The 25,974-nt window shown below is 33.3% G+C and carries 23 protein-coding genes; 9 read left to right on the top strand and 14 right to left on the bottom strand.

From position 1 onward, the window contains the following. The first annotated feature begins 62 nt into the window (after nt 1-62). Nucleotides 63-1,181 carry a PQQ-dependent sugar dehydrogenase gene (locus IEV15_RS02035; protein ID WP_188360824.1) on the top strand — a complete coding sequence of 373 codons (1,119 nt, stop codon included), beginning with the start codon at nt 63-65 and terminating at the stop codon, nt 1,179-1,181. Then, nucleotides 1,181-1,603, top strand: coding sequence for a c-type cytochrome (locus IEV15_RS02040; protein ID WP_188360825.1), 423 nt, complete (start codon nt 1,181-1,183; stop codon nt 1,601-1,603). The genes IEV15_RS02035 and IEV15_RS02040 overlap by 1 nt, the downstream gene beginning before the upstream one ends. On the opposite strand, the gene IEV15_RS02045 is transcribed toward IEV15_RS02040, so the two are convergent. Continuing rightward, nucleotides 1,604-3,688, bottom strand: coding sequence for a TonB-dependent receptor family protein (locus tag IEV15_RS02045; protein WP_229734074.1), 2,085 nt, complete (start codon nt 3,686-3,688; stop codon nt 1,604-1,606). A gap of 131 nt (nt 3,689-3,819) precedes the next feature. On the opposite strand from IEV15_RS02045, the gene IEV15_RS02050 reads away from it, so the two are divergent. Both IEV15_RS02050 and IEV15_RS02055 read left to right on the top strand, forming a co-directional pair. Beyond that, nucleotides 3,820-5,196 carry an MATE family efflux transporter gene (locus IEV15_RS02050; RefSeq protein ID WP_188360826.1) on the top strand — a complete coding sequence of 459 codons (1,377 nt, stop codon included), beginning with the start codon at nt 3,820-3,822 and terminating at the stop codon, nt 5,194-5,196. A gap of 2 nt (nt 5,197-5,198) precedes the next feature. After that, entirely contained in the window at nt 5,199-5,630 is a 432-nt protein-coding gene (locus tag IEV15_RS02055; RefSeq protein WP_188360827.1) for a hypothetical protein, read from the top strand. A 55-nt stretch (nt 5,631-5,685) separates the two neighbouring features. Here the strand turns inward: IEV15_RS02055 and IEV15_RS02060 are convergent, their stop codons facing one another. The 8 genes from IEV15_RS02060 to pckA all read right to left on the bottom strand — a co-directional run bounded on the left by IEV15_RS02060 (nt 5,686) and on the right by pckA (nt 14,108). Continuing rightward, nucleotides 5,686-6,810 carry a peptidylprolyl isomerase gene (locus IEV15_RS02060; protein ID WP_188360828.1) on the bottom strand — a complete coding sequence of 375 codons (1,125 nt, stop codon included), beginning with the start codon at nt 6,808-6,810 and terminating at the stop codon, nt 5,686-5,688. Between the two features lie 15 nt (nt 6,811-6,825). Next, on the bottom strand, nt 6,826-7,947 hold the full coding sequence (locus IEV15_RS02065; protein WP_188360829.1) for a peptidylprolyl isomerase: 1,122 nt from the start codon (nt 7,945-7,947) through the stop codon (nt 6,826-6,828). A gap of 15 nt (nt 7,948-7,962) precedes the next feature. Continuing rightward, a complete protein-coding gene (gene gldI / locus IEV15_RS02070; RefSeq protein ID WP_188360830.1) occupies nt 7,963-8,508 on the bottom strand; it encodes a gliding motility-associated peptidyl-prolyl isomerase GldI in 546 nt (181 codons plus the stop codon). Then, entirely contained in the window at nt 8,508-9,521 is a 1,014-nt protein-coding gene (locus IEV15_RS02075; RefSeq protein WP_188360831.1) for a DHH family phosphoesterase, read from the bottom strand. Before IEV15_RS02075 ends, gldI begins: the two co-directional genes overlap by 1 nt. Before the next feature lie 35 nt (nt 9,522-9,556). Next, nucleotides 9,557-9,925 carry a fluoride efflux transporter CrcB gene (gene crcB, locus IEV15_RS02080; protein ID WP_188360832.1) on the bottom strand — a complete coding sequence of 123 codons (369 nt, stop codon included), beginning with the start codon at nt 9,923-9,925 and terminating at the stop codon, nt 9,557-9,559. A gap of 104 nt (nt 9,926-10,029) precedes the next feature. Then, nucleotides 10,030-11,136, bottom strand: coding sequence for an endonuclease (locus tag IEV15_RS02085; protein ID WP_188360833.1), 1,107 nt, complete (start codon nt 11,134-11,136; stop codon nt 10,030-10,032). 5 nt (nt 11,137-11,141) lie between these two features. Continuing rightward, nucleotides 11,142-12,356: an RsmB/NOP family class I SAM-dependent RNA methyltransferase gene (locus IEV15_RS02090; RefSeq protein WP_188360834.1), complete on the bottom strand. Its 1,215-nt coding sequence runs from the start codon at nt 12,354-12,356 to the stop codon at nt 11,142-11,144. 132 nt (nt 12,357-12,488) lie between these two features. Then, entirely contained in the window at nt 12,489-14,108 is a 1,620-nt protein-coding gene (pckA, locus tag IEV15_RS02095) for a phosphoenolpyruvate carboxykinase (ATP) (RefSeq protein ID WP_188360835.1), read from the bottom strand. Between the two features lie 268 nt (nt 14,109-14,376). On the opposite strand from pckA, the gene lpdA reads away from it, so the two are divergent. The 5 genes from lpdA (at nt 14,377) to IEV15_RS02120 (ending at nt 21,088) form a co-directional block, all read left to right on the top strand. After that, nucleotides 14,377-15,780 (top strand): dihydrolipoyl dehydrogenase, encoded by a 1,404-nt coding sequence (lpdA, locus tag IEV15_RS02100; RefSeq protein ID WP_188360836.1) that lies wholly within the window; start codon nt 14,377-14,379, stop codon nt 15,778-15,780. Between the two features lie 120 nt (nt 15,781-15,900). Continuing rightward, complete coding sequence (locus tag IEV15_RS02105; protein ID WP_188360837.1) at nt 15,901-16,440, top strand: NADPH-dependent FMN reductase; 540 nt, start codon at nt 15,901-15,903, stop codon at nt 16,438-16,440. A 13-nt stretch (nt 16,441-16,453) separates the two neighbouring features. Beyond that, a complete protein-coding gene (locus IEV15_RS02110) occupies nt 16,454-17,743 on the top strand; it encodes an anthranilate synthase component I family protein (protein WP_188360838.1) in 1,290 nt (429 codons plus the stop codon). A 46-nt stretch (nt 17,744-17,789) separates the two neighbouring features. Continuing rightward, nucleotides 17,790-19,094 (top strand): tRNA lysidine(34) synthetase TilS, encoded by a 1,305-nt coding sequence (tilS, locus tag IEV15_RS02115; RefSeq protein ID WP_188360839.1) that lies wholly within the window; start codon nt 17,790-17,792, stop codon nt 19,092-19,094. Then, a complete protein-coding gene (locus IEV15_RS02120; protein WP_188360840.1) occupies nt 19,094-21,088 on the top strand; it encodes a protein-disulfide reductase DsbD family protein in 1,995 nt (664 codons plus the stop codon). Before tilS ends, IEV15_RS02120 begins: the two co-directional genes overlap by 1 nt. Before the next feature lie 29 nt (nt 21,089-21,117). Here IEV15_RS02120 and IEV15_RS02125 read toward each other — a convergent pair whose 3' ends face one another. The 5 genes from IEV15_RS02125 to IEV15_RS02145 form a co-directional block, all read right to left on the bottom strand. Then, nucleotides 21,118-22,191, bottom strand: a complete 1,074-nt coding sequence (locus IEV15_RS02125; protein WP_188360841.1) for an alanine/ornithine racemase family PLP-dependent enzyme — start codon at nt 22,189-22,191, stop codon at nt 21,118-21,120. After that, complete coding sequence (gene alr / locus IEV15_RS02130) at nt 22,191-23,342, bottom strand: alanine racemase (RefSeq protein WP_188360842.1); 1,152 nt, start codon at nt 23,340-23,342, stop codon at nt 22,191-22,193. The genes IEV15_RS02125 and alr overlap by 1 nt, the downstream gene beginning before the upstream one ends. Beyond that, the gene (locus tag IEV15_RS02135; RefSeq protein ID WP_188360843.1) at nt 23,332-24,486 is read right to left on the bottom strand and encodes an amidohydrolase; all 1,155 of its coding nucleotides are present in this window, start codon (nt 24,484-24,486) and stop codon (nt 23,332-23,334) included. Before IEV15_RS02135 ends, alr begins: the two co-directional genes overlap by 11 nt. A gap of 5 nt (nt 24,487-24,491) precedes the next feature. Continuing rightward, entirely contained in the window at nt 24,492-24,926 is a 435-nt protein-coding gene (locus IEV15_RS02140; RefSeq protein WP_188360844.1) for a GNAT family N-acetyltransferase, read from the bottom strand. Nucleotides 24,927-25,200: 274 nt separating this feature from the next. Next, the gene (locus tag IEV15_RS02145; protein WP_188360845.1) at nt 25,201-25,935 is read right to left on the bottom strand and encodes a DUF2490 domain-containing protein; all 735 of its coding nucleotides are present in this window, start codon (nt 25,933-25,935) and stop codon (nt 25,201-25,203) included. Between the last annotated feature and the right edge of the window lie 39 nt (nt 25,936-25,974).

Here is a 25,974-nt window from a genome sequence, read left to right on the forward strand (position 1 = left end):
AATTTTAGCTTAATTTTAGGACATGTTCTTTGCGTTTTTATGTACTTTTAAAAAAAATAATTATGATACGACCACTTATTTTACTGCTACTTTTTACACTTTTCAGTTGTAAAGCTCAAGAAAAAGCAAATGATGTTGTTCTGCAACCCGAAGAAATAAATTATACTTTTGAAACAATAGCAACCGATATTTCCATTCCTTGGGGAATGACCTGGTTACCTGACGGATCGATGTTGGTGACTGAAAAATCAGGAGCAATTTATCACATCAAAGACAAAACAAAAACAGAAATTTCAAATGTACCAACAGTGGTTGCAAGAGGTCAAGGCGGATTGTTAGATATCACCGTTCATCCCAATTATGATAAAAACGGATGGATTTATATCACTTACTCTTCGGAAGAAGGTGAAGAAAAAGGAGCACACACTCAACTTGTTCGTGCCAAACTAGAAGGGCAAAGCTTAACTCAAATTCAAACACTTTACAAAGCAACACCAAATACAACTAGAGGTCATCATTTTGGTTCAAGAATCACTTTTGACAATGAAGGTTATCTTTATTTCACAATTGGAGATCGCGGTAATCATCCGGAAAATCCACAAGATATTACTCGCGATGCCGGGAAAGTGTATCGTTTGCATGATGATGGCAGAATTCCGGCAGACAATCCGTTTGTTGGACAAAAAGGGGCAAAAGAAGCTGTTTTTTCTTATGGTCACAGAAATCCACAAGGTATGACAAAGCATCCCGTTACCGGAAAAATTTGGACACATGAACACGGACCAAGAGGAGGCGATGAAATCAATATTATAAAAAAAGCGGCAAATTATGGTTGGCCGGTTATCACTTACGGAATTGATTATAACGGTTCAATTATTTCCAATCTAACTGAAAAAGAAGGAATGGAACAACCAATTTATTATTGGATTCCTTCTATTGCTCCGAGCGGTATGACATTTGTTACAGGTGATATTTATCCAAATTGGAAAGGACACTTATTAGTGGGTTCTTTAGTTTTTCAATATTTGGAATTGGTTAAATTAGATGGCGAAAAGGTGATTGGACGTCAAAAAATAGGAACTGATATTGGCAGATTGCGTGATGTAAAACAAGGTCCGGATGGTTACATTTATATGGCTGTGGAAGGAAAAGGAATTATCAAAATTGTACCAAAAAAATAATGAAAGGATTTTATATAGTAATTGTAACCATTGGAATTTTGATTTTTGGAGATGAAAATTCATCGTATCAACCATTAAATCAATCAAATAATGAGTTGACAAAAAGCATTCAACGCGGTAACGAAGTTTATGCCGATTTTTGCATTCAATGCCATCTTGGTAATGGGAAAGGCAGCGAAACGGTTCCGCCTTTAGCAGCTTCAGATTGGTTGTTGAATAAGCGTAAAGAAAGTATTCACGCGGTAAAATACGGTCAATCAGGTCCTATAAAAGTAAACGGAAAAAATTATAACGGCATGATGTCACCCATGGGTTTGACCGATGAGGAAGTGGCAGATGTGATGAATTATATCATGAATTCGTGGGGGAATAAACAAACCAAAATGGTAACAGTTTCAGAAGTTCAAGCGGTTAAAAAGTAATTATTGAAACTGATACGTTAGATTTATTCCGCCATAATAATTTCTCGGATTTCCCGGATAAAAATACCTTGGAAGTGCATTTCCAAAACCAACAGCATTTGGTAAAATGCTAGCGGCATATTTTTCATTCAAACTATTTTGAACTCCAAAGAAAGTTTCCATTTTTAAATTTTTCACAACCTCAAAAGAATAATTCGTTTTACAATCTAAAATTTTATATCGTTCTGTAGCGATTGAATTTTCATCGTTTAGATAAATTCCTCCAACGCTTCTAAAACTTGAAGTAAAACTAAATCCGGTTGCTGTAGTAAAATCCAGTCCGACATTCCATTGAAAATTTGCAACTCCGGGTAAGTAGTTATTTGAAAAATCATTGTCATTATCTATAAAATCAATAAATTTAAAATGATTGATTGTTCCTGAAAAAGAAGTGTTTATCTGAGCTTTATCTGATGATAACAATCGATATTTAATCAAATATTCAATCCCCTGATGTTTGCTTTTTCCTGCATTGATTCCAACATACTGATCTTCTGCAATTCGCTGTGCCACTAATAGATTTTTGATAGAAGTAGTATAAATAGCTATTTCTGTATATAATTTATTTTGCAAAAAATTTCCTTTAAAACCAATTTCATAGTTAATTCCAATTTCAGGCAAGAGTGACGTATTTATTTCTCCCTCAGGAGTTAATGTCTCGGCAACCGAAGCAAGTGAAAACCCTTTGCTAATGGAAGCATATATATTTTGTCCTTTTTTTAATTGATAAGATGTTCCAATTCTCGGAGACCATGTGGTTGGAAAATTATAGATTTCACGTTCCATTTCTTGCTGATTGAATGAATCTTTTTGTGAATAATTAGTACTATTGAATGCGATTCCTGATTCCAATTGCAGTTTTTCTGAGAGTTGCATTTCCATTTGAAAGAAAACATCAGCATAATTTCTTTTTTGAGAAATGCCACTAAATTTTTCTCCTAGAATGCTTCCTTGTCCCGGCTGCGATTGGTATAGGTTTTCAAATAATGAAAAGGAATAATTTTCTATCATAAATTCACTTCCAAGACTAAACTTTGTTGGAAATTGTAATAATTGTGTAGTAAAATTTAATTTTGATCGAATTCCGAAATTAGTGTTTTTATCCTTTAAAATATCAAACGGACGAGGTTCAAAAGCATCTTTTAAAGTTGAAAAAACACTTGTGTTCCATGTCCATTTTTTCGAAAAATCATGTTGGTATCCCAAACCTAAAAGTAATTTATCATACGATTCAAAACCTTGTGCTGCTTTCCAGTTGGATGCTGCAACTTCAGGATTGTTTTCAAAATCGGTTTCATTAATTGAACTCGGAATATAAGCTTTTAATTTTGTGGCAATTCCGATAAAATTCATAGTACCTTTTTGTGAAATTTGATATGTTCCAAATAGGTTTAAAGATTGACGGTCATAGTTACTGTTTTCTCTAAAACCGTCACTTTTTAGATGGGTATAATTGGTATATAAATTTAATTTCGAATCATTTATTCCGCCGGAAATTGTTTGTTTTTGCATACCAAAACTTCCAATTGTTGAGGTGATTTTTGCAAAAGACACAGCAGGAGTTTGTTTACCAAAAAGACTAATCACGCCGCCTAAACCGGCTCCAAAACTTGTAGAATTTGGACCTTTACTGATTTCAATTCGTTGCATTGTTTCTAATTCGATATCTTCAATGACCGATTCTCCTTCTGCAGATGTTAGCGGAATTTCTTCAAAGTATGCCTTAATTCTATTGGTGCTAAATTGCGATCGAGCTCCAATTCCTCTTATTGTTATTCTGTTGGTATTCAACGCTCCTTGTTGCATGTAAATTCCCGGAATACTATTCAAAATTGGGGTTAAAATCACACCATCATTTTGATTGATGTCTTTTTGGGTTAAAACCGAAACTGAATGGGCTGTTTTTTGAACAGAATTTTTTATTGGTGAAGCCAAAAGAATCACTTCAGAAAGAGCCGTTGTATCTTTTGAAATTTGTGCTTTTGATGAAAATGAAGCCAAAAGGATTAGAAGAATAGGTAAAAAAGGGAAAACAGTTTTTTTCAAAAAAATAGTGTTATTATATTAGTCAGTTAAAAGTAACCTTTTTTTGATGCTTTTTAAATTATGTTTTCTTAATTTTTTCTTTTAAGTATATCTTTTCAAATTACGTACTTTTGCCCTCGAAAATAAAAGAAATGAATTTCAGCACCTACACCAAAGAGTTTAATTATAACCTTAGACTGGCTTATCCCATCATTATTGGAATGTTGGGCCATACAGTTGTTGGTATTGTAGATAACGCCATGGTGGGACAATTAGGGCCAAAAGAATTAGCGGCTGTTTCATTAGGTAACAGTTTTGTTTTTATTGCAATGTCACTCGGAATTGGTTTTTCTACGGCCATAACTCCAATTGTTGCCGAAGCTGATGGTGAAAACTCCATAGAAAAGGGGAAGAGTGCTTTTCACAACGGTTTGTTTTTGTGTACATTATTAGGCGTTATTTTGTTTTTACTTATCTTTTTCTCTAAACCTATTATTAGTTTTATGGGACAGCCGGAAGAAGTGGTAAACTTAGCAAAACCCTATTTAGATATTGTTGCTTTTTCACTAATTCCGTTGATTATGTTTCAGGCTTACAAACAATTTGCCGATGGAAAAAGTGAAACAAAATATTCGATGTGGGCCACAATTTTAGGCAATATCGTCAATGTTGTAATTAATTATTTTTTAATCTTCGGAATTTGGATTTTCCCTGAACTGGGAATTGTTGGTGCCGCTATCGGAACAATTACTTCGCGAATTGTAATGCTTGGATTTATGCATTATATGATGATAAAGAAGCCAAAATTCCATCCTTATTTTGAAAAATTTAGTTGGGATGAAATCTCTAAATCGATGATAAAAAAAATCATCAATCTGGGAACACCTTCTGCTTTACAAATGTTTTTTGAAGTGGCTTTGTTTACAGGTGCCATTTGGTTGTGTGGTATTATCGGAACAACAAGTCAAGCGGCCAATCAAATTGCATTGAGTTTGGCTTCTTTGACATTTATGTTTGCCATGGGATTAAGTGTTGCAGCTATGATTCGAGTTGGTAATCAAAAAGGGTTACAAGATTATAAAAAACTACGAATTGTTGCCGTTTCCATCTTTTTATTGGCAATGCTTTTAGAAGTTTTATTTGCTTTGATATTTGTGGTTTTTCACAAGTTATTGCCTTTGCCTTTCTTAGATTTAGATCAAGCCATATATTTGAAAGATAACCTTGAAGTGGTAGCAATTGCTTCCAATTTATTGTTAGTTGCTGCATTGTTCCAAATTTCAGATGGTTTGCAAGTAGTTGTTTTGGGAGCTTTGCGTGGATTACAAGATGTAAAGATTCCAATGTATATCACTTTTGTAGCTTATTGGATTATTGGTTTTCCGATTTCAATTTATCTCGGACTTTACACTGAATTAAAAGCTGTTGGAGTTTGGTTAGGTTTATTGGCCGGGTTAACCGCTGCCGCATTGTTTTTATTTTATCGATTTAATACTATTACAAAAAAACTCATTCAACAAAATAACTAATTATGGAACTAAAACCTAAATTCGGATTTGAGCAACTTCTTTTTGGTATGAAGCAAAAAGATGTAGAAAAAGTGTATGGAAAACCGGATGTAGTTTTTAAAGATGAAGATGGCAATCAAATTGCTTTGTATTTTAAATTAAAAGCACGTTTGACATTTTATGAAGATGAAGATTTCAAATTAGGTTATTGCATAATTTCTAATCAGAATCTAACCTTATTTGACGAAAAAATTATTGGGAGACCAACTTCCGAGGTGATTTCATTTTTAACTTCAAAAGGGTTTAAAACATTTGAACAAGAAACTTTTGATAGTGTAACCAACTATTTTAATGAAGATAACTGGTTAATTATTCAATCAGAATTTGACGAAGTAATAAAAGTTGAAATGGGAGCAATTGTAAAAAATCAAGACGAATTCGACTGGAAATTTTAAATAAAAAAAACCGAAGCTATTCAAACTTCGGTTTTTTTATGAATTGTATTTGTTTTTAATCAGGTTGCGTTTCCAGCAATTCTAATTCAAAAATTAAATTGGCATCAGGAGGAATTACACCACCAAAACCTGAAGGACCATAACCTAAATTTGATGGAATAAAAATCAAATATTTATCACCAATATTCATCATATTTAAAGCTTCTAAAAACCCTGCAATTAAGCCACCTTTGCTTCCATATTGAAAAGGGAATGGTCTGTAGCCTTTAGCATTTGATTTTTGTTGATTGAATTTTCCAAATGTTTTGCTCACCTCTTCGTAGCTACTGTCAAATAACTCAGCATCTTCAAAAAACCCTGCATAATGAACATATACTTTTGTACCATCTTCCGGTTTAACACCGCTTCCTTTAGTAATGATTTTATATTGCAATCCACTTGGAGTAGTTACTGCGTCTTTCTTGCTATTAGCAAAATAAGCCAATTTAGCATCCATGTCTTTTTTGAAAGGAGCAAGGGCAATTTTTTTCTTTTCGGCATCTAACGCCGCTTTTTTTGCTTTAAATTCTGCAAAATAAGTGTCTCGAGAAGCGAATATCTTTGGAGCATCAAATTTCTTTGCTTTACTTCCTTTTCGAATGATAGTTATTGTTTCTATTACATCATCTTTCAAAGTGGCATTAACAACATCTTGGCCTTTTATTACCTTGCCAAATACAGTATGCTTACCATCTAAATGTGGTGTTGGAATATGAGTGATAAAAAATTGCGATCCGTTAGTTGCAGGACCTGAATTTGCCATTGATAAAATTCCGGGAACATCATGTTTTAAGTCGGTTATTTCATCTTCAAATTTATATCCCGGTCCACCCGAACCTGTTCCGGTTGGGTCGCCACCTTGGATCATAAAATCATTGGCATCACCATTTGTTTTAGAAATTACGCGGTGGAATTTTAACCCATCAAAATAAGGTTTTTTCTTAAATTTCTCCTCAACTTGTGGGTTTGTTCCTTCTGCAAGTGAAATAAAATTGGCTACCGTTACCGGAGTTTTTTCATATTCCAATTGAATTAAAATAACACCTCTTTTTGTTTTTATTTCTGCAAAAATACCTTCTTCATTTTGAGCAAATAAACTCAAGGTAAGAAATAGTGAAACTACTAAGACTATTTTTTTCATAACTATAAAATTAAATTATTGTGGTGCTTTTTCAAGCATTTCAATTTCAAAAATCAGGTTTGAATTTGATGGGATTGCTTCGCCCATTCCGGCTTCACCATAACCTAAATAAGATGGAATAAATAAGATAGCTTTATCATTAAGATTCATTTTTTCAGCACCTTCCAAGAATCCGGGAATCAATCCGGTTTTTTGTCCATATTCAAACGGGAAAGGTTGATAGCCATTCATATCAGCTTGACGTTGGTCAAACTTCCCGAAGGCTTTAGCTACTTCAGCAATACTGGTTTGAACCAATTCACCATTTTCTAAAAATAAAGTATAATTAAAAAATACGGTAGAACCAATAGTAGGTTTTTTTGAACTTCCTTTTTCAGTTATTTTATAAACTAATCCGGATTGTGTTTTGGATGCCGTCTTTTTTGTTTCTTCAAAGAATTTCAATTTGGCATCGATTGTTTCTTTGAATTCGGCTAAAAAAGCTTCTTTTTTGATTCGTTCTTCTTCAGCTAGTTTGCTTTGAAGTTCTGCCTCATTTTTAAAATCTTCTGTAAAAATTTTAACGGCATCAAACTTTTTAGCCACTTCACCATTTCTAATAATTGTCACCGTTTCAATGGTATCTCCTTGAACAATGCTGTTAACCACTTCCATTCCTTCAATAACATGACCAAAAACGGTATGCTTTCCATCTAAATGTGGCGTTGCAATGTGTGTGATAAAAAATTGCGAACCGTTAGTTGCAGGACCTGAATTCGCCATCGATAAAATTCCGCCTTTATCATGCAATAAGTCGGTTATTTCATCTTTAAATTTATAACCGGGGCCACCTGAGCCGTTTCCTTCAGGGTCGCCACCTTGAATCATAAAACTTGGGATTACTCTATGAAAAGTTAAACCGTTATAAAATGGTTTTCCTTTTTTTGCTTCGTCAGTAACCATGGTGTTTTTACCTTCGGCTAAAGTTATAAAATTGGCAACCGTTACAGGTGCTTTTTCATGTTCTAATTGAAGAATGATACTTCCTTTATTTGTTTTAATTTCTGCAAACAAACCATCTCCTAATTGATCATATTTAGAAGAACAAGAAACCAGTAGCGTGGAAATTAACAATCCACAGATTAATTTTAAATTCATCGTTTTTAGTTATAGTTATTCATTTTTTTTAAAATCTTTCAACAAAACTGTGCATCGCAAAGGAACATTTGGTCCTATTCGATTTTTATCACCTAAATAGCCGTAAGCTATGTGAGAAGGAAATAAAAAGGTAACTTTTTCATTTTTACGCATTAATTTTATGCCATATCTAAGTCCCATCATGATATCTTGTTCGTCAACAAAATAGGTTTGAGGTCTAAGTTCCAATTCGGTATAAATTACATTGTTGTATAAATCGTTAATTTCATAATCAAAATAAGCAACATCTCCTTTTTTTGGAGTCAATGTGTCTTTTTCGTTTCTCGTTTCATAAAAATACCAAAATCCTTTTGTGGAACTGTAGTATTTAATTTCTGGAGTACTTTTTATGATAGAATCAATAATTTTCTCTTCATTTCCAACTAACTTTTTGTTTCGTTGAACCGATTCTTTTATAAAAGTTCCACCCGATCTCGAAACAGGTCGTCGAGCTTCATTTTCTTTACAGCCTATTACTAAAAGTGTGCCAACAACAAATAAAATGGAAAATGTTTTTCGCATTAGTTTTTTAATTGAGGAATTGTGTTTATAATTTTGATAAACTTATTGATGGTGTTGGTCATGTTTTCATAGGATTTTCCACCTGCTGCATTGATATGTCCACCGCCATTAAAATTGTTTCTGGCAAATTGATTTACATCAAAATCGCCTTGTGATCTAAAAGAAATTTTAATAATATTTTCTTCTTTATTTTCAATAAAAATGGCTGTAAATATAATTCCTTTTAATGATAACCCATAATTTACAATGCCTTCTGTGTCACCTTTAACATAGTTGAATTCGTCCAATTCTTTTTGAGATAAAGTGATATAGGATGTTTTAAGCTCCGGTATGATTTTCATATTCTGAAGAGCTCTTCCTAATAATTGTAAGCTGTTGTATGAATTGTTGTCAAATAATAAATTGTGTACTTCGTAGTTTTTTACTCCTTTTTCTAAAAGTTCAGCCACAATTCGATGTGTTGCTGGAGTGGTTTTAGGAAAACGATACGAACCTGAATCTGTTGTAATTCCGGTATATAAGCAAGTGGCTACATCTAAATTAATTTTGTCTTTTGCGTCTAAAAAAAGAATAAAATTGTAAATCATTTCACAGGTTGAACCAAATGAAGTATCAGAATATGTAACTGTTGCATAATCTGATGGAGCTTCATGATGGTCTATCATGATAAATGGAGCTGAGAGTTTTTCTAAAACCTGCCCCATTTCGCCGGTTCTGTGTAGAGCATTAAAATCTAAGGTGAATAGCAACTCAGCTTCTTCTAATTTTTTTAAATTACTTTCTTTATCATTTTCATAAATCAAAACTTGTTCCGATGCAGGAAGAAATGCCAAATTGGATGGAAAATCATTGGGAGCCATCACAAAAACATCATGATTTTGTTGTTTTAAAAAATGATACAATGCTAAAGTAGATCCCATTGCATCGCCATCAGGATTGCGATGAGGAATGATAGCAATTTTTTTTGGGTTTTCCAGAAGACTTTTGGTCTGTTCAATTTGATTTTTATTCATAGGATGCGAAGTTACATTTTTTTAATAAAATGAACTCATTTCATGATAAAAAGTCCAAGCCAAACCGCTGCTAAACCAAACAGTATGCTTGAGCCAATGTAAACAAAAGCTATGGCTGTGTTTTGAGTTTGCAATAAATTAAAATTTTCAATTCCAAAAGCAGAAAAAGTAGTATAACCTCCACAAAATCCTGTGATAAATAAATATTTTAAATCAGAATTAAGTCCGTGTTTTTTTTCAAGAAACCCAACAAATAATCCAATTAAAAAACACCCTAAAATATTGGTGATGAAAGTAGCATACGGAATTATTCCCGTGTAGAATTTTTGTACAAATAGGGAAGTAGCATATCGAAATACGCTACCAATACCGCCACCTAAAAAAATAAGAAGTAAAGTCTTCATTAAATGAATTCTTGATTTAGGTTCAAAAATAATCAAAAATTAACTTTGAAATAAAAAAACCTCCTCAATCTGAGAAGGTTCTGTATTATTTCATCAATTTTTTTTTAATTGATGATTATTTTTTTAGTTATATATTGATTGTTCGATTTTACTTTCAACAAATAAAAACCTGATGGTATTGAGTTGATTTGCAATTGGTTTGCTGTTATATTTTCTTTTTGAATCACTTGCAATAATTGACCATTAATAGAAATTAATTGAATTTCATCAAGTTCGATACTACTTTCTATTGATATCGTTTGATTGTTTGATGGATTTGGGTAAACGGTAATTGCGTTTTCAAAGTTGATTTCTGGAACAGATAACGTACAGTTTGACACATTCCATATATTACAAACATAATCCGGATTGTCAACAAAAGGATTTCTGTTTCCTTGATATGCATAAATTGCATTATTTCTGTTGATTTCTTTTTGAGAAACCGGGTCGTTGATATGCCAAGAATACAGAATTCCCAAAAAAGGATCTGAAAGAACTTTGTTAGAACTGCCATCAAACATTGGATAAGAAGACCAGCTTGAAATTAAATTTTCATAACGAGTTACAAAATAAAAATAGATTCTTGCTACATCTCCTTTGAACTCATCAATAGGTTCAAAAACAACTCCACTATATCCTGCTGCAACTCCTGTATTTATATTGTTTCCTGCTTTCGAACCATTTTGAGTTGGATTTGAGATACCTGATTGAGAAATTAAGCTTTGACCAACAATTCCAAAAGGATAATTACCTCTAAATCCATTAACTCTTCCGTCAGTAGGTAATAAATGATGTGCATCACCTCTCATTGGTGAGTTTGAACTAAAAACAGATTGAGGAATGATGTGTTCTTTATTAAAACAATCACCTTCACCACTGTAATTTCCACAAGCGTTAAATAAAAAAAAATTATATGGATCAGGGCCATTAGGATTTTCAGAATAAATATCTAAAATGGTATTATCATTTTCATAATAAACATCTAAATCAGCTAAAGGGAAAAAATTATCAATTGAGTTATATCCTTGATCAGTATGATTGTTAATAATATTATAGAGTTGTGTCTTTAATGTATAACCAGTTCCTGTTGCCGAGTTATAATAACCTGCCGGAGGTTGAGCAAATGCAACTACTGTTGAAAAAACAAATAAAAAGGTAATTTTAAATTTCATAATTATTATAATTTTCGTTCTAATAAGGCCATATAAAACCCATCAAAACCAGATTCTGAGGCTAGAATTTTTTTATCTTGTACAAAGGTAAAGTTTTTTCCGTTTTCTGTTGTTAAAAAATGCTTTACTTGTTCTTGATTTTCAGAGGGTAAGACCGAACAAGTAGCATAAACTAACTTTCCGCCTGGCTTTACAATTCTGGAATAATTTTCCAAAACTTCGGCTTGAACTTTTCGGATATTGTCGATAAATTCAGGTTGTAATTTCCATTTACTGTCCGGATTTCGTTTTAAAACACCTAAACCACTACAAGGAGCATCAATTAAAACTCGGTCTGCTTTGTCGTATAATTTTTTGATCACTTTCGTAGAATCAATAATTCTGTATTCAATGTTGAAAGCACCATTTCGTTTGGCTCGAAGTTTCAATTGCTTTAATTTACTTTCATATAAATCCATTGCAATCAGCAAGCCTTTGTTTTCCATTAGCGACGCCATGTGTAATGTTTTTCCACCGGCTCCGGCACATGTATCTACCACTTTCATTCCGGGTTTTACATCTAAAAAGGCGGCAACTAATTGTGAATTAGCATCTTGTACTTCAAAAAAACCATCTTTAAACGCATCAGTCAAAAACACGTTAGCTCTTTCTTTTAAAACCAAAGCATCGGGTTGACTTTCCAAATAATCCGTTTCGATGTTTAAATCCATCAAAATGGCACGCAACTTTTGTTTGGTGGTTTTTAATGTATTTACTCGTAAAATTACTTGTGCTTGTTGGTTTTGAGCGGCAATTTCTTTAGACCAAAGTTCTTCGCCTAATTCTTTTACACCCAATTCATCCATCCAATCGGGAATAGATTCACGGTATTTTCTGATTTTGGATAATTCGTCAAAACGACCTTTGATTTTGCGTTGTGGTGTTCCTTCCAATTGTCTCCAATCCGGAATGGTGTAGCCACGTAGAACTGCCCAAACGGCAAACATTCGCCATAAATCATCACGATCATAGGGTTCTTTTACTTCGGCAATTTCGGCGTATAAACGCTTCCATCTTACAATTTCGTAGATGGTTTCTGCAACAAACTTTCTGTCAGAACTTCCCCAACGTTTGTCCTTTTTTAAAGCTCTTGCCACCACTTTATCTGCATATTCTCCTTCATTAAATATGGCATTCAACGAATCAATAGTGGTGTAAACTAAATTTCTGTGTAATCTCATTATTTTTTTAATAGCCCGCAAAGGTATTACTTATTTGTGATTTATGGGAGTAGAAGGGTTAATTTTAAGTTATTTATAAACAAAACCCAACACAAATGTGTCGGGTTCTGAATAATTAAGGTTTGAGTTGAGCTATGCTAAAACAGTTTCTAAAGTAGGTCCTGCATAAACCAAACGTTTGCCTTCTTCTGTGTTTGTATATTGTTCAAAATTTTTGATGTAACGAGCCGTTAAATCTTTAGCTTTCACTTCCCATTCTTCCTCTGTTTTATAAGTATCTCTTGGGTCCAAAATTGCTTTGTCAACATTTGGAAGTTCAACAGGAATCGTTAAATTTAAGAAGGGAATGTGTTTGGTTTCCATTTGATCTATTTCACCACTAATGATGGCATCGATGATGGCACGGGTGTTTTTCAGTGAAATTCGTTTTCCGGTTCCGTTCCAACCTGTGTTCACCAAATAGGCTTTGGCTCCGTGTTCTTTCATTTTTCCAATTAAGGTTTTAGAATACATCGTTGGATGTAAAGTTAAAAACGCTTCACCAAAGGCAGGAGAGAAGGATGGTTGTGGCTCGGTAATTCCTCGTTCTGTTCCGGCTAATTTTGATGTATAACCGCATAAGAAATGGTATTGAGCTTGGTCTTCATCTAAGATAGAAACCGGAGGCAACACCCCAAATGCATCGGCAGACAAATAAATAATTTTCTTAGCGTGACCCGCTTTAGAAGGAAGAACTATTTTGTTGATATGATAAATTGGATAAGAAACTCTTGAATTTTCGGTGATGGAATGATCGTAATAATCTACTTCGCCATACTCATTCACAACCACATTTTCTAACAAAGCATCTCGTTTAATAGCTCTCCAAATATCAGGTTCGTTTTCTTCACTTAAATCGATTACTTTGGCATAACATCCGCCTTCATAGTTAAAAACACCATTATTATCCCAACCGTGTTCATCATCACCAATTAGATAACGTTTTGGATCGGCAGACAATGTGGTTTTACCTGTTCCGGATAAACCAAAGAAAACAGCAACATCACCTTCTTCACCCACATTAGCAGAACAATGCATAGAGGCCATTCCTTTTAAAGGAAGATAATAGTTCATCATAGCAAACATTCCTTTTTTCATTTCGCCGCCATACCAGGTTCCGCCAATAATTTGAATTTTTTCTGTTAAATTGAACACCACGAAATTCTCAGAATTTAAACCGTGTTCCTTCCAATTTGGATTGGTTGTTTTTGAACCATTCATCACAATAAAATCGGGTTCACCAAAATTTTCTAATTCATAAATGGACGGTCTGATAAACATATTGGTTACAAAATGAGCTTGCCAAGCCACTTCCATTACAAAACGAACTTTTAGTCTTGTATCAGGGTTTGTTCCACAAAAAGCATCAACAACATATAGTTTTTTGGAAGTAGAAAGTTGTTTTAAAACCAATGATTTCAATTCACTATAAACTGCTTGCGTGGTAGGAAAGTTTACTTTATCATCCCAATAAATGGTGTCTTTTGTAATTTCATCTTTAACGATATATCTGTCTTTAGGAGAGCGTCCGGTAAAAATACCTGTTTTCACAGCCACTGCTCCAGTATCGGTTAGAGCACCTTTTTCATAACCTTTTCTCATGTGAGAAGTTTCGGCTTGAAACAATTCTTCGTAAGAAGGATTATAAACCACTTCATGATAGCCCGTGATGCCTAAATCATGTAATTCTCGAATGACTTTAATGTTTTTCATAATGATGGATATTTAAAGATTGTAATTTCATTTATCTATGTATCAAATTTCCGATTTATCACTCAAAATAAACCTGATAAATATCACTTTCCCTATAAATCTACGAAAACGTTTTCATTGTTAATTATTGATTTTCAAGTCATTGACAAGGCATTGATTTATCTCTATTAATTTAGCTAAAGTTTAATAAGTTAATGCATTAAAGTCCTCTAAAACTTTCGTAATTTTGCAATCGTTTAACTGATTTTCAACTACTAAATAATAATATATGAGTCAATTTGATGTGGCCATTATCGGTTCAGGACCAGGCGGTTATGTTGCAGCCATCCGTTGTGCACAATTAGGATTTAAAACTGCTATTATCGAAAAATATTCGGTTTTAGGCGGAACATGTCTAAATGTTGGTTGTATTCCTTCTAAAGCTTTGCTTGCTTCTTCCCATCATTACCACGATGCATTAGCTCACTTTGAAGAGCACGGAATCGAAGTAGGAAAAGTGAAACTTAACCTTGAAAAAATGATAGGTCGAAAACAAGCTGTGGTGGATCAAACTACCGGAGGAATCAAGTTTTTGATGGATAAAAATAAAATCACTGTTTTTGAAGGAATTGGTTCCTTTGAAGATGCTACTCACGTGAAAGTGACCAAAAACGATGGTTCTTCTGAAACGATTGAAGCAAAATATTCCATTATTGCTACGGGTTCAAAACCATCAAATTTGCCATTTATTACATTAGATAAAGAACGCGTAATTACTTCTACTGAAGCATTAAAATTAAATGAAGTTCCGAAACATTTAGTTATTATAGGTGGTGGTGTAATTGGAATTGAATTAGGTCAAGTGTACCTTCGATTAGGTGCACAAGTTTCTGTAGTGGAATTTATGGACAGAATTATTCCCGGAATGGATGCTTCATTATCTAAAGAATTGACCAAAGTGTTGAAAAAGCAAGGCATGAAATTCTACACTTCACACAAAGTAAAATCGGTTAACCGAAAAGGGAAAGCCGTTACTGTTGAAGCGGAAACGCCAAAAGGAGAAATTTTATCTTTGGAAGGCGATTATTGCTTAGTTTCTGTGGGAAGACGACCTTATACCGATGGTTTGAATGCCGATAAAGCAGGTGTAAAAGTTACCGATAGAGGTCAGATTGAAGTGAACGATCATTTGCAAACAACAGCCTCAAACATTTATGCTATTGGTGATGTGGTTCGTGGTGCGATGTTAGCTCACAAAGCTGAAGAAGAAGGCGTAATGGTTGCCGAAATTTTAGCCGGACAAAAACCGCATATTGATTATAATTTGATTCCGGGTGTGGTTTACACTTGGCCGGAGGTTGCCGCTGTCGGAAAAACAGAAGAGCAATTAAAAGAAGAAGGCGTAGCATTTAAATCAGGAAGTTTTCCATTCAAAGCACTTGGAAGGGCAAGAGCCGGTGGCGACACAGACGGATTTGTAAAAATCTTAGCCGATGCCAAAACTGATGAAGTTTTAGGTGTTCACATGATTGGTCCGCGTTGTGCCGACTTAATTGCAGAAGCCGTTACAGCAATGGAATTTAGAGCCAGTGCCGAAGATATTTCGAGAATGAGTCATGCTCATCCAACGTTTGCAGAAGCAATTAAAGAAGCGGCTTTAGCGGCTACGGATAATAGAGCTTTGCATGTGTAAACAATAATTTTTTTATAAATAAACCCCGAGAAGTTTACTTTTCGGGGTTTTTTGTGAATTCAAAAGTTTTAAATTGGAATCCAAAATTTCTTCAGTAATTTTACAAAAAAAATATTGTCTATGTCAACCATCCTTGCCTTCGCAGGAAGTAATTCCTCCACTTCAATAAATCATCAGTTAGTAACGTATTTAACTACTCAATTAAAAGAAACTTCATTTGAATTGTTCAAATTATCCGATATGGACTTGGTAATTTACAGTGAAGATGAAGAAAGAGATAATGGTTTTCCAACTTCTATAAGTCAAATTTATAAACATATTCAGGCTTCTGAAGGATTGATTATTTCTGTTAATGAGCATAACAGTAATCCGTCAGCTTTTTTTAAAAATGTGTTGGATTGGTTATCCCGATTGGATCGAAAATTTTTAGAAGGAAAGAAACTATTTTTATTGAGTTCATCAAACGGAGCTCGCGGTGGAATGGGTTCTTTGGAAGTAACTAAAAATATGCTTCCTCGCTTTGGTGCAGAAATAGTTGATACGTTTTCTTTTCCGTCATTCAAAGAAAATTTTTCTGTGGAAGAAGCAAAAATTTCCAACAATGAAATTAAAAATGAAATTTTAGAAAAGCTTCATAAATTTGAAATAGCATTAAAATAATTTTTGTCTAAAAATGCTCAGAGTAAAAAAAGTCTTTTCAATTGAAAATCCTGAAATCTTCAAACAAAAATTGTTGGTTTGGGCTAATCAGTTTAGAGAAGTTGTTTTTTTGGATACGAATAATTATCATCAAAAGTATTCCAATTATGATGCAGTTTTGGCTGTGGATGCTTTTACTTCCATCAAAACCGATTATTACAATGCTTTTGAAGATTTACATCAATACCAAACCCATACCAAAGATTGGTTGTTTGGCTATTTGTCGTATGATTTAAAAAATGATACAGAAGTTTTAAAATCTAAAAATTTCGACGGATTAGAATTTCCCGATTTGTTTTTCTTCCAACCTAAAAAGTTGTTTTTTTTGAAAGATAATCAAGTGGAATTACAGTATCTCAAATTATGCGATGATGAAATGGATGATGATTTTTCAGAAATTCTGAAAGAGGGAAGTTTGAAGATGGAAGATGGAAAAGAAATTAAAATTCAACAACGAATTTCAAAAGAAGCGTATCTCCAAAAAGTGTCAAAAATGCTTGAATACATTCATCATGGCGACATTTATGAAGCCAATTTTTGTATGGAATTTTTTGCGAAAGAAGCAACGATTGATCCCATCGAAATTTATCAAAAGCTCAACGCCATTTCGCAACCACCTTTTGCTGTTTATTTCAAGAATAATTATCAGTTTTTGCTTTCCGCTTCACCGGAACGTTATTTAAAAAAAGAAGGAACTAAAATTATTTCCCAACCCATCAAAGGAACAGCTCGACGAGTTTTTGATATTGAATTAGATGAACAATCCAAAGCAGAATTAGCACTTAATCCGAAGGAACGTGCCGAAAACATTATGATTGTTGATTTGGTTCGAAATGATTTATCTAAAACTGCCATAAAAGGTTCTGTTGAAGTGGAAGAATTATGCCAAATTTATACGTTTAAACAAGTCCATCAACTAATTTCTACAGTTATTTCTCAAGTGGAAAATACGACTTCTCCTGTTGAAATTATCAAAACTACTTTCCCGATGGGAAGCATGACCGGTGCTCCCAAAATTTCTGCAATGAAAATCATCGAAGATTTAGAAGAAACCAAACGAGGTTTATATAGCGGAGCAATCGGCTATTTTTCTCCCGATGGTAATTTCGATTTCAATGTCGTGATTCGCAGTATTTTATACAATTCTAAAAATCAATATTTGTCTTTTTCCGTGGGAAGTGCCATTACTTCCGAAGCAACTCCCGAAGGCGAATATGAAGAATGTTTATTGAAAGCGAAGGCAATGTTTGAGGTGTTGAATTAGTTATGCCCACATTATTTCATTCTCACAAAAATCCTTACTTTTGAAAATGTTTTTGAAATTCCAAAACCACATTTCGTCTCATTTTCCTTTTCTTCAAAAGGCAAAAGTTCTAATCGCAGTAAGTGGTGGTTTGGACAGTATGGTTTTGTTAGATTTAATTTCAAAAACGAGTATAGAATTTGCTGTTGCTCATTGCAATTTTCAACTTCGCAAAGACGAAAGTAATGAAGATGAAGATTTTGTGAAATCCTTTTGCCAAGAAAATTCCATTCAAGGTTTTTTTCAAAAATTTGATACCAAGCAATTTGCCGAAGACGAAAAATTATCGATTCAAGTCGCCGCCCGAAAGTTGCGATACGAATGGTTTTATGAATTGTTAGCAAGTGAAAAGTTTGATTTTGTTGCAACCGCTCATCATTTAGACGATCAACTGGAAACATTTTTAATCAATTTTTCGCGAGGAACCGGTTTAGATGGATTATGTGGAATTCCATCCCAAAATGATAAAATAATTCGTCCGTTATTGATTTTTTCCAGAGCAGAAATTGAAATTTTTGCAAAAGAAAATCAGTTGAAATGGAGAGAAGATTCCAGTAATGCTTCTGATAAATATATTCGGAATAAAATCCGTCATCACGTTGTTCCAATTTTAAAAGAATTAAATCCGAGTTTTTTAGAATCGTTTGAAAATACCATTCAAAACCTCAATCAAGCTCAATCGTTGGTAGATGATGCTTCGCGAATTGTGTATAGAAAAATAGTTCAAGATGTTGATAATCAAAAGATTATTAATCTAAATGAATTGTTGCAACTTCCTAATTATCAAGCGTATTTGTATCAATGGTTGATGCCTTTCGGATTTTCAGCTTGGCAAGACATTTATGATTTGGTGGAAGCTCAATCCGGAAAACAAATTTTTTCGGAGCATTTCAGATTAGTGAAAGATAGAGAAACACTGATTATTGAACCAAAATCGGATAAAATTTCTGATGAATATTGTATTAATATAAATCAATCAGAACTTAATTTTCCCTTAAAGTTGACGTTTTGTAACACAAGTGACATTACTATATCCGATGCAAAAACTATCTTTGTGGATGTAGATGCGTTAAAGTTTCCTTTAAAACTTCGTAAATGGCAAGAAGGTGATTATTTTTACCCTTTTGGAATGAACGGAAAAAAGAAGTTGAGTAAATTTTTTAAAGATGAAAAATTTTCCATCATTGATAAAGAAAATACATGGCTTTTATGCTCTGATAATCAAATCGTTTGGCTTGTTGGCAAACGTATGGACGACAGATTTAAAGTAACCGAAAACACACAAACTATTTTAAAAATAGAAGTAATATAATGAAGAATTTAATTTTTACACTCCTTACCCTTTTTGCTTTTACTTTTTCGCAAGCTCAAATTTTAGATCCGGTAAAATGGAAAACTTCCATTGAACAAAAATCGGAAACTGAATTTCTTTTAAAATTTGATGCTACCATTCAAAAGGATTGGCATATTTTTTCACAATTTACACCGGAAGGTGGCTCGCTTCCAACCATTTTCATTTACGAAAATTCTAAAGGTAATTATCAATTGGTAGGTAAAACAACTGAAAGTAAGTATAAAGTAAAATTTGAAGAAGTTTTTGGAGTTGATGAGTACTTGTTTGAAGGTTCTGCACAATTTCAGCAGTTAGTAAAAGTGACAAATCCTGCTTTAAAATCAATCAAAGTAGAGGTTGAATACCAGGCTTGTTTGGAACAATGTATTCAACAATTTAAGAATTTTGAATTTCAATTACCACAAAAAGAAAGTGTTATAATCACGACTCAAACAGAAGATACAATAACATCTGTAAAAGATGATATTCAAGAAAAATTGGAAAAAAAATTGGTTAAGGCCAAAAGTAATAAAGTAGAGAAAGAAGAAGAAAAGAAAGGTCTTTGGACAATATTTATCATCGCTTTTTTCTCCGGTTTTGCAGCATTATTGACTCCTTGTGTGTTTCCAATGATTCCTATGACGGTGAGTTATTTTACCAAACAAAGTAAGGACAGAGCCAAAGGAATCAAAAATGCAATTTTCTACGGACTTTCCATTATCGTCATTTATGTAACGTTGGGTTCTGCCATAACAGCAATTTTTGGTGCAGATTCCTTAAATGAATTATCAACAAGTGTTGCTTTTAATGTCATTTTCTTTGCATTACTAGTCTTTTTTGCTGCGTCATTTTTAGGAGCATTTGAAATTGTTTTACCTAATTCTTGGGCAAATAAAGTAGATCGTCAAGCGGATAGAGGCGGAATCATCGGCATCTTTTTTATGGCATTAGCGTTAGCAATTGTTTCGTTTTCATGTACCGGACCAATTGTAGGAACGTTGATTGTTGAAGCAGCATCGAAAGGCGGAATTGCTCCAATCGTTGGTATGTTAGGCTTTTCATCTGCTATTGCTTTACCATTTATGTTATTTGCTTTATTTCCGGGATGGATGAATTCCTTGCCAAAATCAGGTGGATGGTTAAACACCGTAAAAGTTTCATTAGGATTTTTAGAATTAGCTTTTGCGTTTAAATTTTTATCAAATGCCGATTTGGTTTTACAATTACATTGGTTTGAAAGGGAAACCTTTTTAGCGATTTGGATTGCTGTTTTTGGAGCTTGGGCGTTGTATTTATTTGGTAAATTATCGTTGCCACACGATAGTCCGCTTACTCATATTTCCGTAGGAAGATTATTTATGGGATTGTTTGTGTTGAGTTTCACGATTTATATGGTTCCCGGACTTTGGGGAGCACCGTTAAAGATAATTTCCGGTTTTCCTCCACCATTGCATTATAGCGAAAGTCCAAATGGTGTTGGTGGTAGCGGAAGTACATTAGAATTAGGAGCCTTACCCAAAGGAGCTCATTCCGGACCGCACGGTATAATGGCTTTTCACGATTATAAATATGGGTTGGCTTACGCAAAAGAAGTAAATAAACCTATTTTACTTGATTTTACCGGCTATGCTTGTGTGAATTGTCGTAAAATGGAAGATTATGTTTGGTCTGATCCCAAGATTCTTTCTATTTTAAAGAATGAAGTAGTTTTAATTTCTTTATATGTAGATGATAAAAAAGAATTGGCCGAAAATGAGAAGTATGTTTCTAAAGAAACAGGAAAAAAAATAAAAACCATAGGAAACAAATGGAGCGATTTTCAAATTACCAAATATAAAGCCAATGCTCAGCCGTATTATTTAATTTTGGATACGGATGGAAATACCATTTCTGATGACCCGGCAAGTTATGACCCGGACATCGATTTATATGAAAAATGGTTAAGAAGCGGAATTGACAAGTTTGTAAAATAACAGAAAGGAGCCTAAAAAGCTCCTTTTTTTTATTCCACAATTTTTTCAATGTAATCAGAATTCAAAAGTTGTAAAGCTCCCATATATCTTACTTTAAAAGATACCAAGTCACCAACAGAATAGTGATTTTCTGAATTAGAAATATCAACTACTAACATATCCGAACTTGCATCCACGATCGTGATATTTTCATCTTCAGTCTCCAAATATTGAGGTTGCATATCTAACAAACCAATGTCTAAAATGGCTCGAAGTGAAGTTCCACTCAAGTCTTCAATATTAGAAATAGAAAATGAATTTCCAGCCACATTTTCGCCTAATTCACCATCAGGAATATTCGGTTTTTGAGTGATTTCAATGATTTCGGCATATAATTTAAAAACATCGTTATGCATGTTTTCAATGGTATCTCCCGTAAATAAATCTTTACCAAAAAACAAAGCTTCACCAATTCGAAAATGATTTACGGCCATCGGTCGTGCATTCTTTAAAATCAAAGGAACCGCCACCGAAGTTCCGCCCGAAACCCAAGGAATAGAAACGTTGAATTTTGCTTCAATCAATTGTTTGTATAAACTCAATTGAATCAATTTGTCTTGCGTTGGCATTACGCCACTCAAACAATTTAAATTCGTACCAATTCCGCGAACTTCTATGTTTGGTAGTTGTAAAACTTCGCCATAAAATTGAATTAATTCTTCTCCCATCACACCTTCACGCAAATCGCCCATTTCAATCATAATGATGATTTTATGGATTTTATTTTGTCTAATCGCTTCTTCTGAAAGAAGTTTGATTGTGAAAATTTCAGTATTAAAACTCACATCGGCAAATTCAACAATTCGTTTGATGCTCAACTTTGCCGGCGGTTTGATGTAAACAGTTTGAATAGCCGGATTAAGTTTTTTTACTTTTTTTAAATTGCTGATTCTGGAATCATGAATTTCAGTTGCACCAAGAGCAATTAACTCTTTCAAGTAGATTACATTTCCGCATAATAATTTAGAAACAACACCCCATTCTATATTTCTGGATTTGAATAAATCGTCCAGAAAACTATAATTTTCTTGAAGTTTTGATCGATATAATTTGATAAATGCCATTAGATTAAAATTTTTCTGGGAATTGATTTTGAAATTCTCGTGAGTAATTCATAATTTAATTGATTACTGTTTTCGCTAAACGAAGCTACCGAAACATCAATTTTTTCTTGGCTTCCGATGAGAATTACTTCATCGCCAATTTGAATGGAAGGAATATCCGAAACATCCACCAACATCATATTCATGTTAACCGTTCCCACCACCATACATCGATGTTGATTGATGATCACTCGACCTTTATTGCTAAGCGAACGACTGTAACCGTGAGCATAACCAATTGGAATAGTAGCAATTTTCATTTTTTCTTTCGCCATAAAACTCGTTCCGTAACCAATGAATTCGCACGCATCAATTTTTTTAATACTCATCACCTGACTTTTCCACGAGATTACTCTTTTTAACGGATCAATTTTCTTCTTTTTGGAGGAAATATAACTGGCAAAAACTTCAGGACTTGGCCATAATCCATATTGCATAATTCCGATGCGAACCATATCCATTCTGGTTTCAGGAAACATAATTGAAGCGGCTGAACAAGCGGAATGTTTCATTTTCGGGATTAAATTTTTCACACAGAAATAAGCATATATTTTTTCAAATCGCTCAATTTGTTGTTTGACTCTAAAGTAATTTGACATACTTTCTGCTCCTGCAAAATGAGTGCATAATCCTTTGAATTCGATATAATTTTCTTCTTTTTTTAGAAGAGAAATTAAACTGTTTAATTCATTTTGAACAAAACCGGTTCGATTCATACCGGTCTCCACTTCAATGTGAACGATGGCTTTTTTGTTTAACTTTTTACTGATTTTAATGGCTGAGTCTATCCTTTTTTTATCAAATACAAAAAATTCAATGTCATTTTGAATAACCCATTCCATTAATTCATCCGAAACAAATCCCATAATCAAAATGGTAACTTTTTTAGGAAGTTGTTTTTTAACGAGTTGAGCTTCGGCAACATCAAAAACAGAAAAATGTGAAACACCAGATTTGTGAGCCATTGTGACAAATTCTTCAATGCCGTGACCATACGCATTTCCTTTTACAACAGAAGAAAGAATGACGTTTTTGCCATACATTTTCTTAAGAAAAAGTAAGTTATTTTGATATGAATCGGGATTAAGCTCGATAACCGAATTAGTGTGCATGATTAATTTCCTTACTGATTTGATGAAATAATTTTACGCCGGTTGAGATAATTTCATCCGGAAAATCATAATCCGAATGATGCAAAGCCGGAGAATCTTTTCCAGCTCCAAGTCCAAACATTGCTCCATTGTAAAGCTGTGTGAACAATCCAAAATCTTCACCCCAACTAAAAGGAGTATCTTTTTCAAGTACATTTAATCCTAAAATTTTTGAAGCATTTTTGATGAAATTGTTCGCATCAGCATTATTTTCATTGGCTTGAAAAGATTCTGTCCATTTAATTTTAAATTCTAATTGATACTTTTTTGCTATTTCTTCTGTCAAGTTTTCCAATTTTTTTGAAAGTCTTTCCATTTCTTTATTGGTTTGACAACGAATAGTAAAATGAACTTCACCTTTGCCTGCCGAAACTCCATATGCTTTTTCACCTAACGAAATGTAAATAGGAGTAAGGATTGAGAAGTTAGGTTTTGTTTTATCTACTTGATTTTTTTTATCAAATTGTTGAATAATTGATGCAATTGCTAATGCCGGATTAATGCCATTTTCAGGTTCGGCAGCGTGAGCAATTTTACCTTGCAATCGGATAATCATACTTTTTACAGCACACGAAAAAGTACCGTCTTTCACAACAATTTGATTTTTTGTAAAACCGGGTAAGTTGTGCAAAGCAAAAACATAATCGGGTTTGTAGTTTTTAAAATTGTCATCATTGGCTACTTTTTCTGCACCGGAACCATTTTCTTCGGCAGGTTGAAATAATAAAATTACGTTTCCTTTTTCCGGTCGTTGATGATGTAATTCGCTCGCCAATCCGCACAAAATAGCCATATGACCATCGTGTCCGCACTTATGTGAAATAGTATTTTTTACTGATTTATGTTCAAACGAATTTGTTTCTTTTATTGGTAAAGCATCCAATTCACATCGAAATAAAATTGATTTTCCTTCTTCAGCACCTTTGTAAACAGCGATAATTCCGGTTCCGCCAACATTGGTTTGCATTTCATCGGGTGGATATTGTTCGAAAAATGAAACAATTCTTTTTGCAGTTTCTATCTCTTTTCCTGACAATTCAGGATTTTTATGTAGTTCTTTTCGAAAACGAATGAGTGATTCCAGTCGTTGGTTTAAATTTTCCATAACGATTATTTGGTTAACCTCATTTCTAAATATTTGTTGGTAAAACCCAACTTTTTATACAAATGAAAAGCCGGATTATCGGGTTCAACGTGCAGTGCAATGGAACCACTAGTGGAATCAATTGCTTTTTGCATTAATTTTTTTCCGTAACCTTTTCCGCGTAGCGAATTATCAACAGCGATGTAAACCAAAATATTTTCAGGAATATAATCTTTCATACCGGTGTTGTTCAAAATAACGACACCAACAATTTTATTTTCATCCAAACCAACAACGATAGTGCCGCCTTTGGACGGATTCATCACATAGTCGATGCATTTCAAAATATCTTCGGTTTTATCGCCATATTGTTCCAAATGAGTGAATAAAAATTCAGCAATTACTTTTGGAGAATAAGTTGGATGATTTCCTGTTTGAGCGGTAATGAGTATAAATTCCATAATTCATTTCTATTAAAAATTCAAAGACAAATTGTCTTTTTTATTTTTTTTAAATTTGATTATTTATGCCGTAATTGGGATTTTCCCAAGGCAGATGAACAGTTAAAACTGTTGCTTGATTTTAAGAAGATTTCCTTTGTTGGAAATCAAAAATTTGGATTAGTAGAATGAATGAAAATATCAATGAGTTAATCCAAACAAATCAATTTGACGGTTGCAAAGGTACGAAATTAAAAAGGAATGATATTTTTTGACTAAAATCAATCAGGAATAATTACTCTGTTGGATTGTTTTTTTTAGTTAAATCAAAATTATGAAATACCAACAATTGAAGGTTGTGATTCATTCTAAAGCTAAATTCGGTATTCGATTCAATGAGTTGATTCATATAGGCTAATTGAAATGTCATGTTCTTTGTTTGATAGCCAAAACCAAGCGAAATTCTGTTTTGGTCCAATCGGAAATTGTTTTTAATTTCATGTCCGGCATTAAACAAAATTTCATCAGAAGCAACCGCAAACCAGTTACCGGGCTTGTCTGTCGTAAAGAAATAGCGTGATTGAAATAAATATCGAAATCTATAATTAAAGTTGAATTCATTTTGTAAAAAATCATCAACTATTACACCTCTAAATCTGGCTTCGTATCGTATTCTATGAAAGAAATTAAACGAATTTTTTTTGTGACTAAAAGTTGATTGTCCAAAAATACGGTGTTCAGGTCTATAGGTGTCATTTCCTTCAGAAGGATAAAACCAAGCATGAGCATAACCAAGCGTAGTTGTAGTTTTAAATTTGTTGTCAAAATGATAAGTCAATCCGGTTCTTGCAATAAAAAAACTTTCAGGAACCCAATGAAAATCATTCCAAATTGAGATTGGTTTTGAGATTTTAGTTTGCGTTAAATATCCTATCCAATATTGTCTTTTTTCAGTTGTAATTTTTTGTGAAAAAACAATTTGTGAAGTAAATAATACAATCGTGAAAATTGAAATTTTATAAAATTTCATGATTTAGTTAAAAATATTTTTTAAAAATACTTCATTTCT

It is taken from the genome of Flavobacterium orientale (assembly GCF_014638005.1).
Lineage (GTDB): Bacteria > Bacteroidota > Bacteroidia > Flavobacteriales > Flavobacteriaceae > Flavobacterium > Flavobacterium orientale.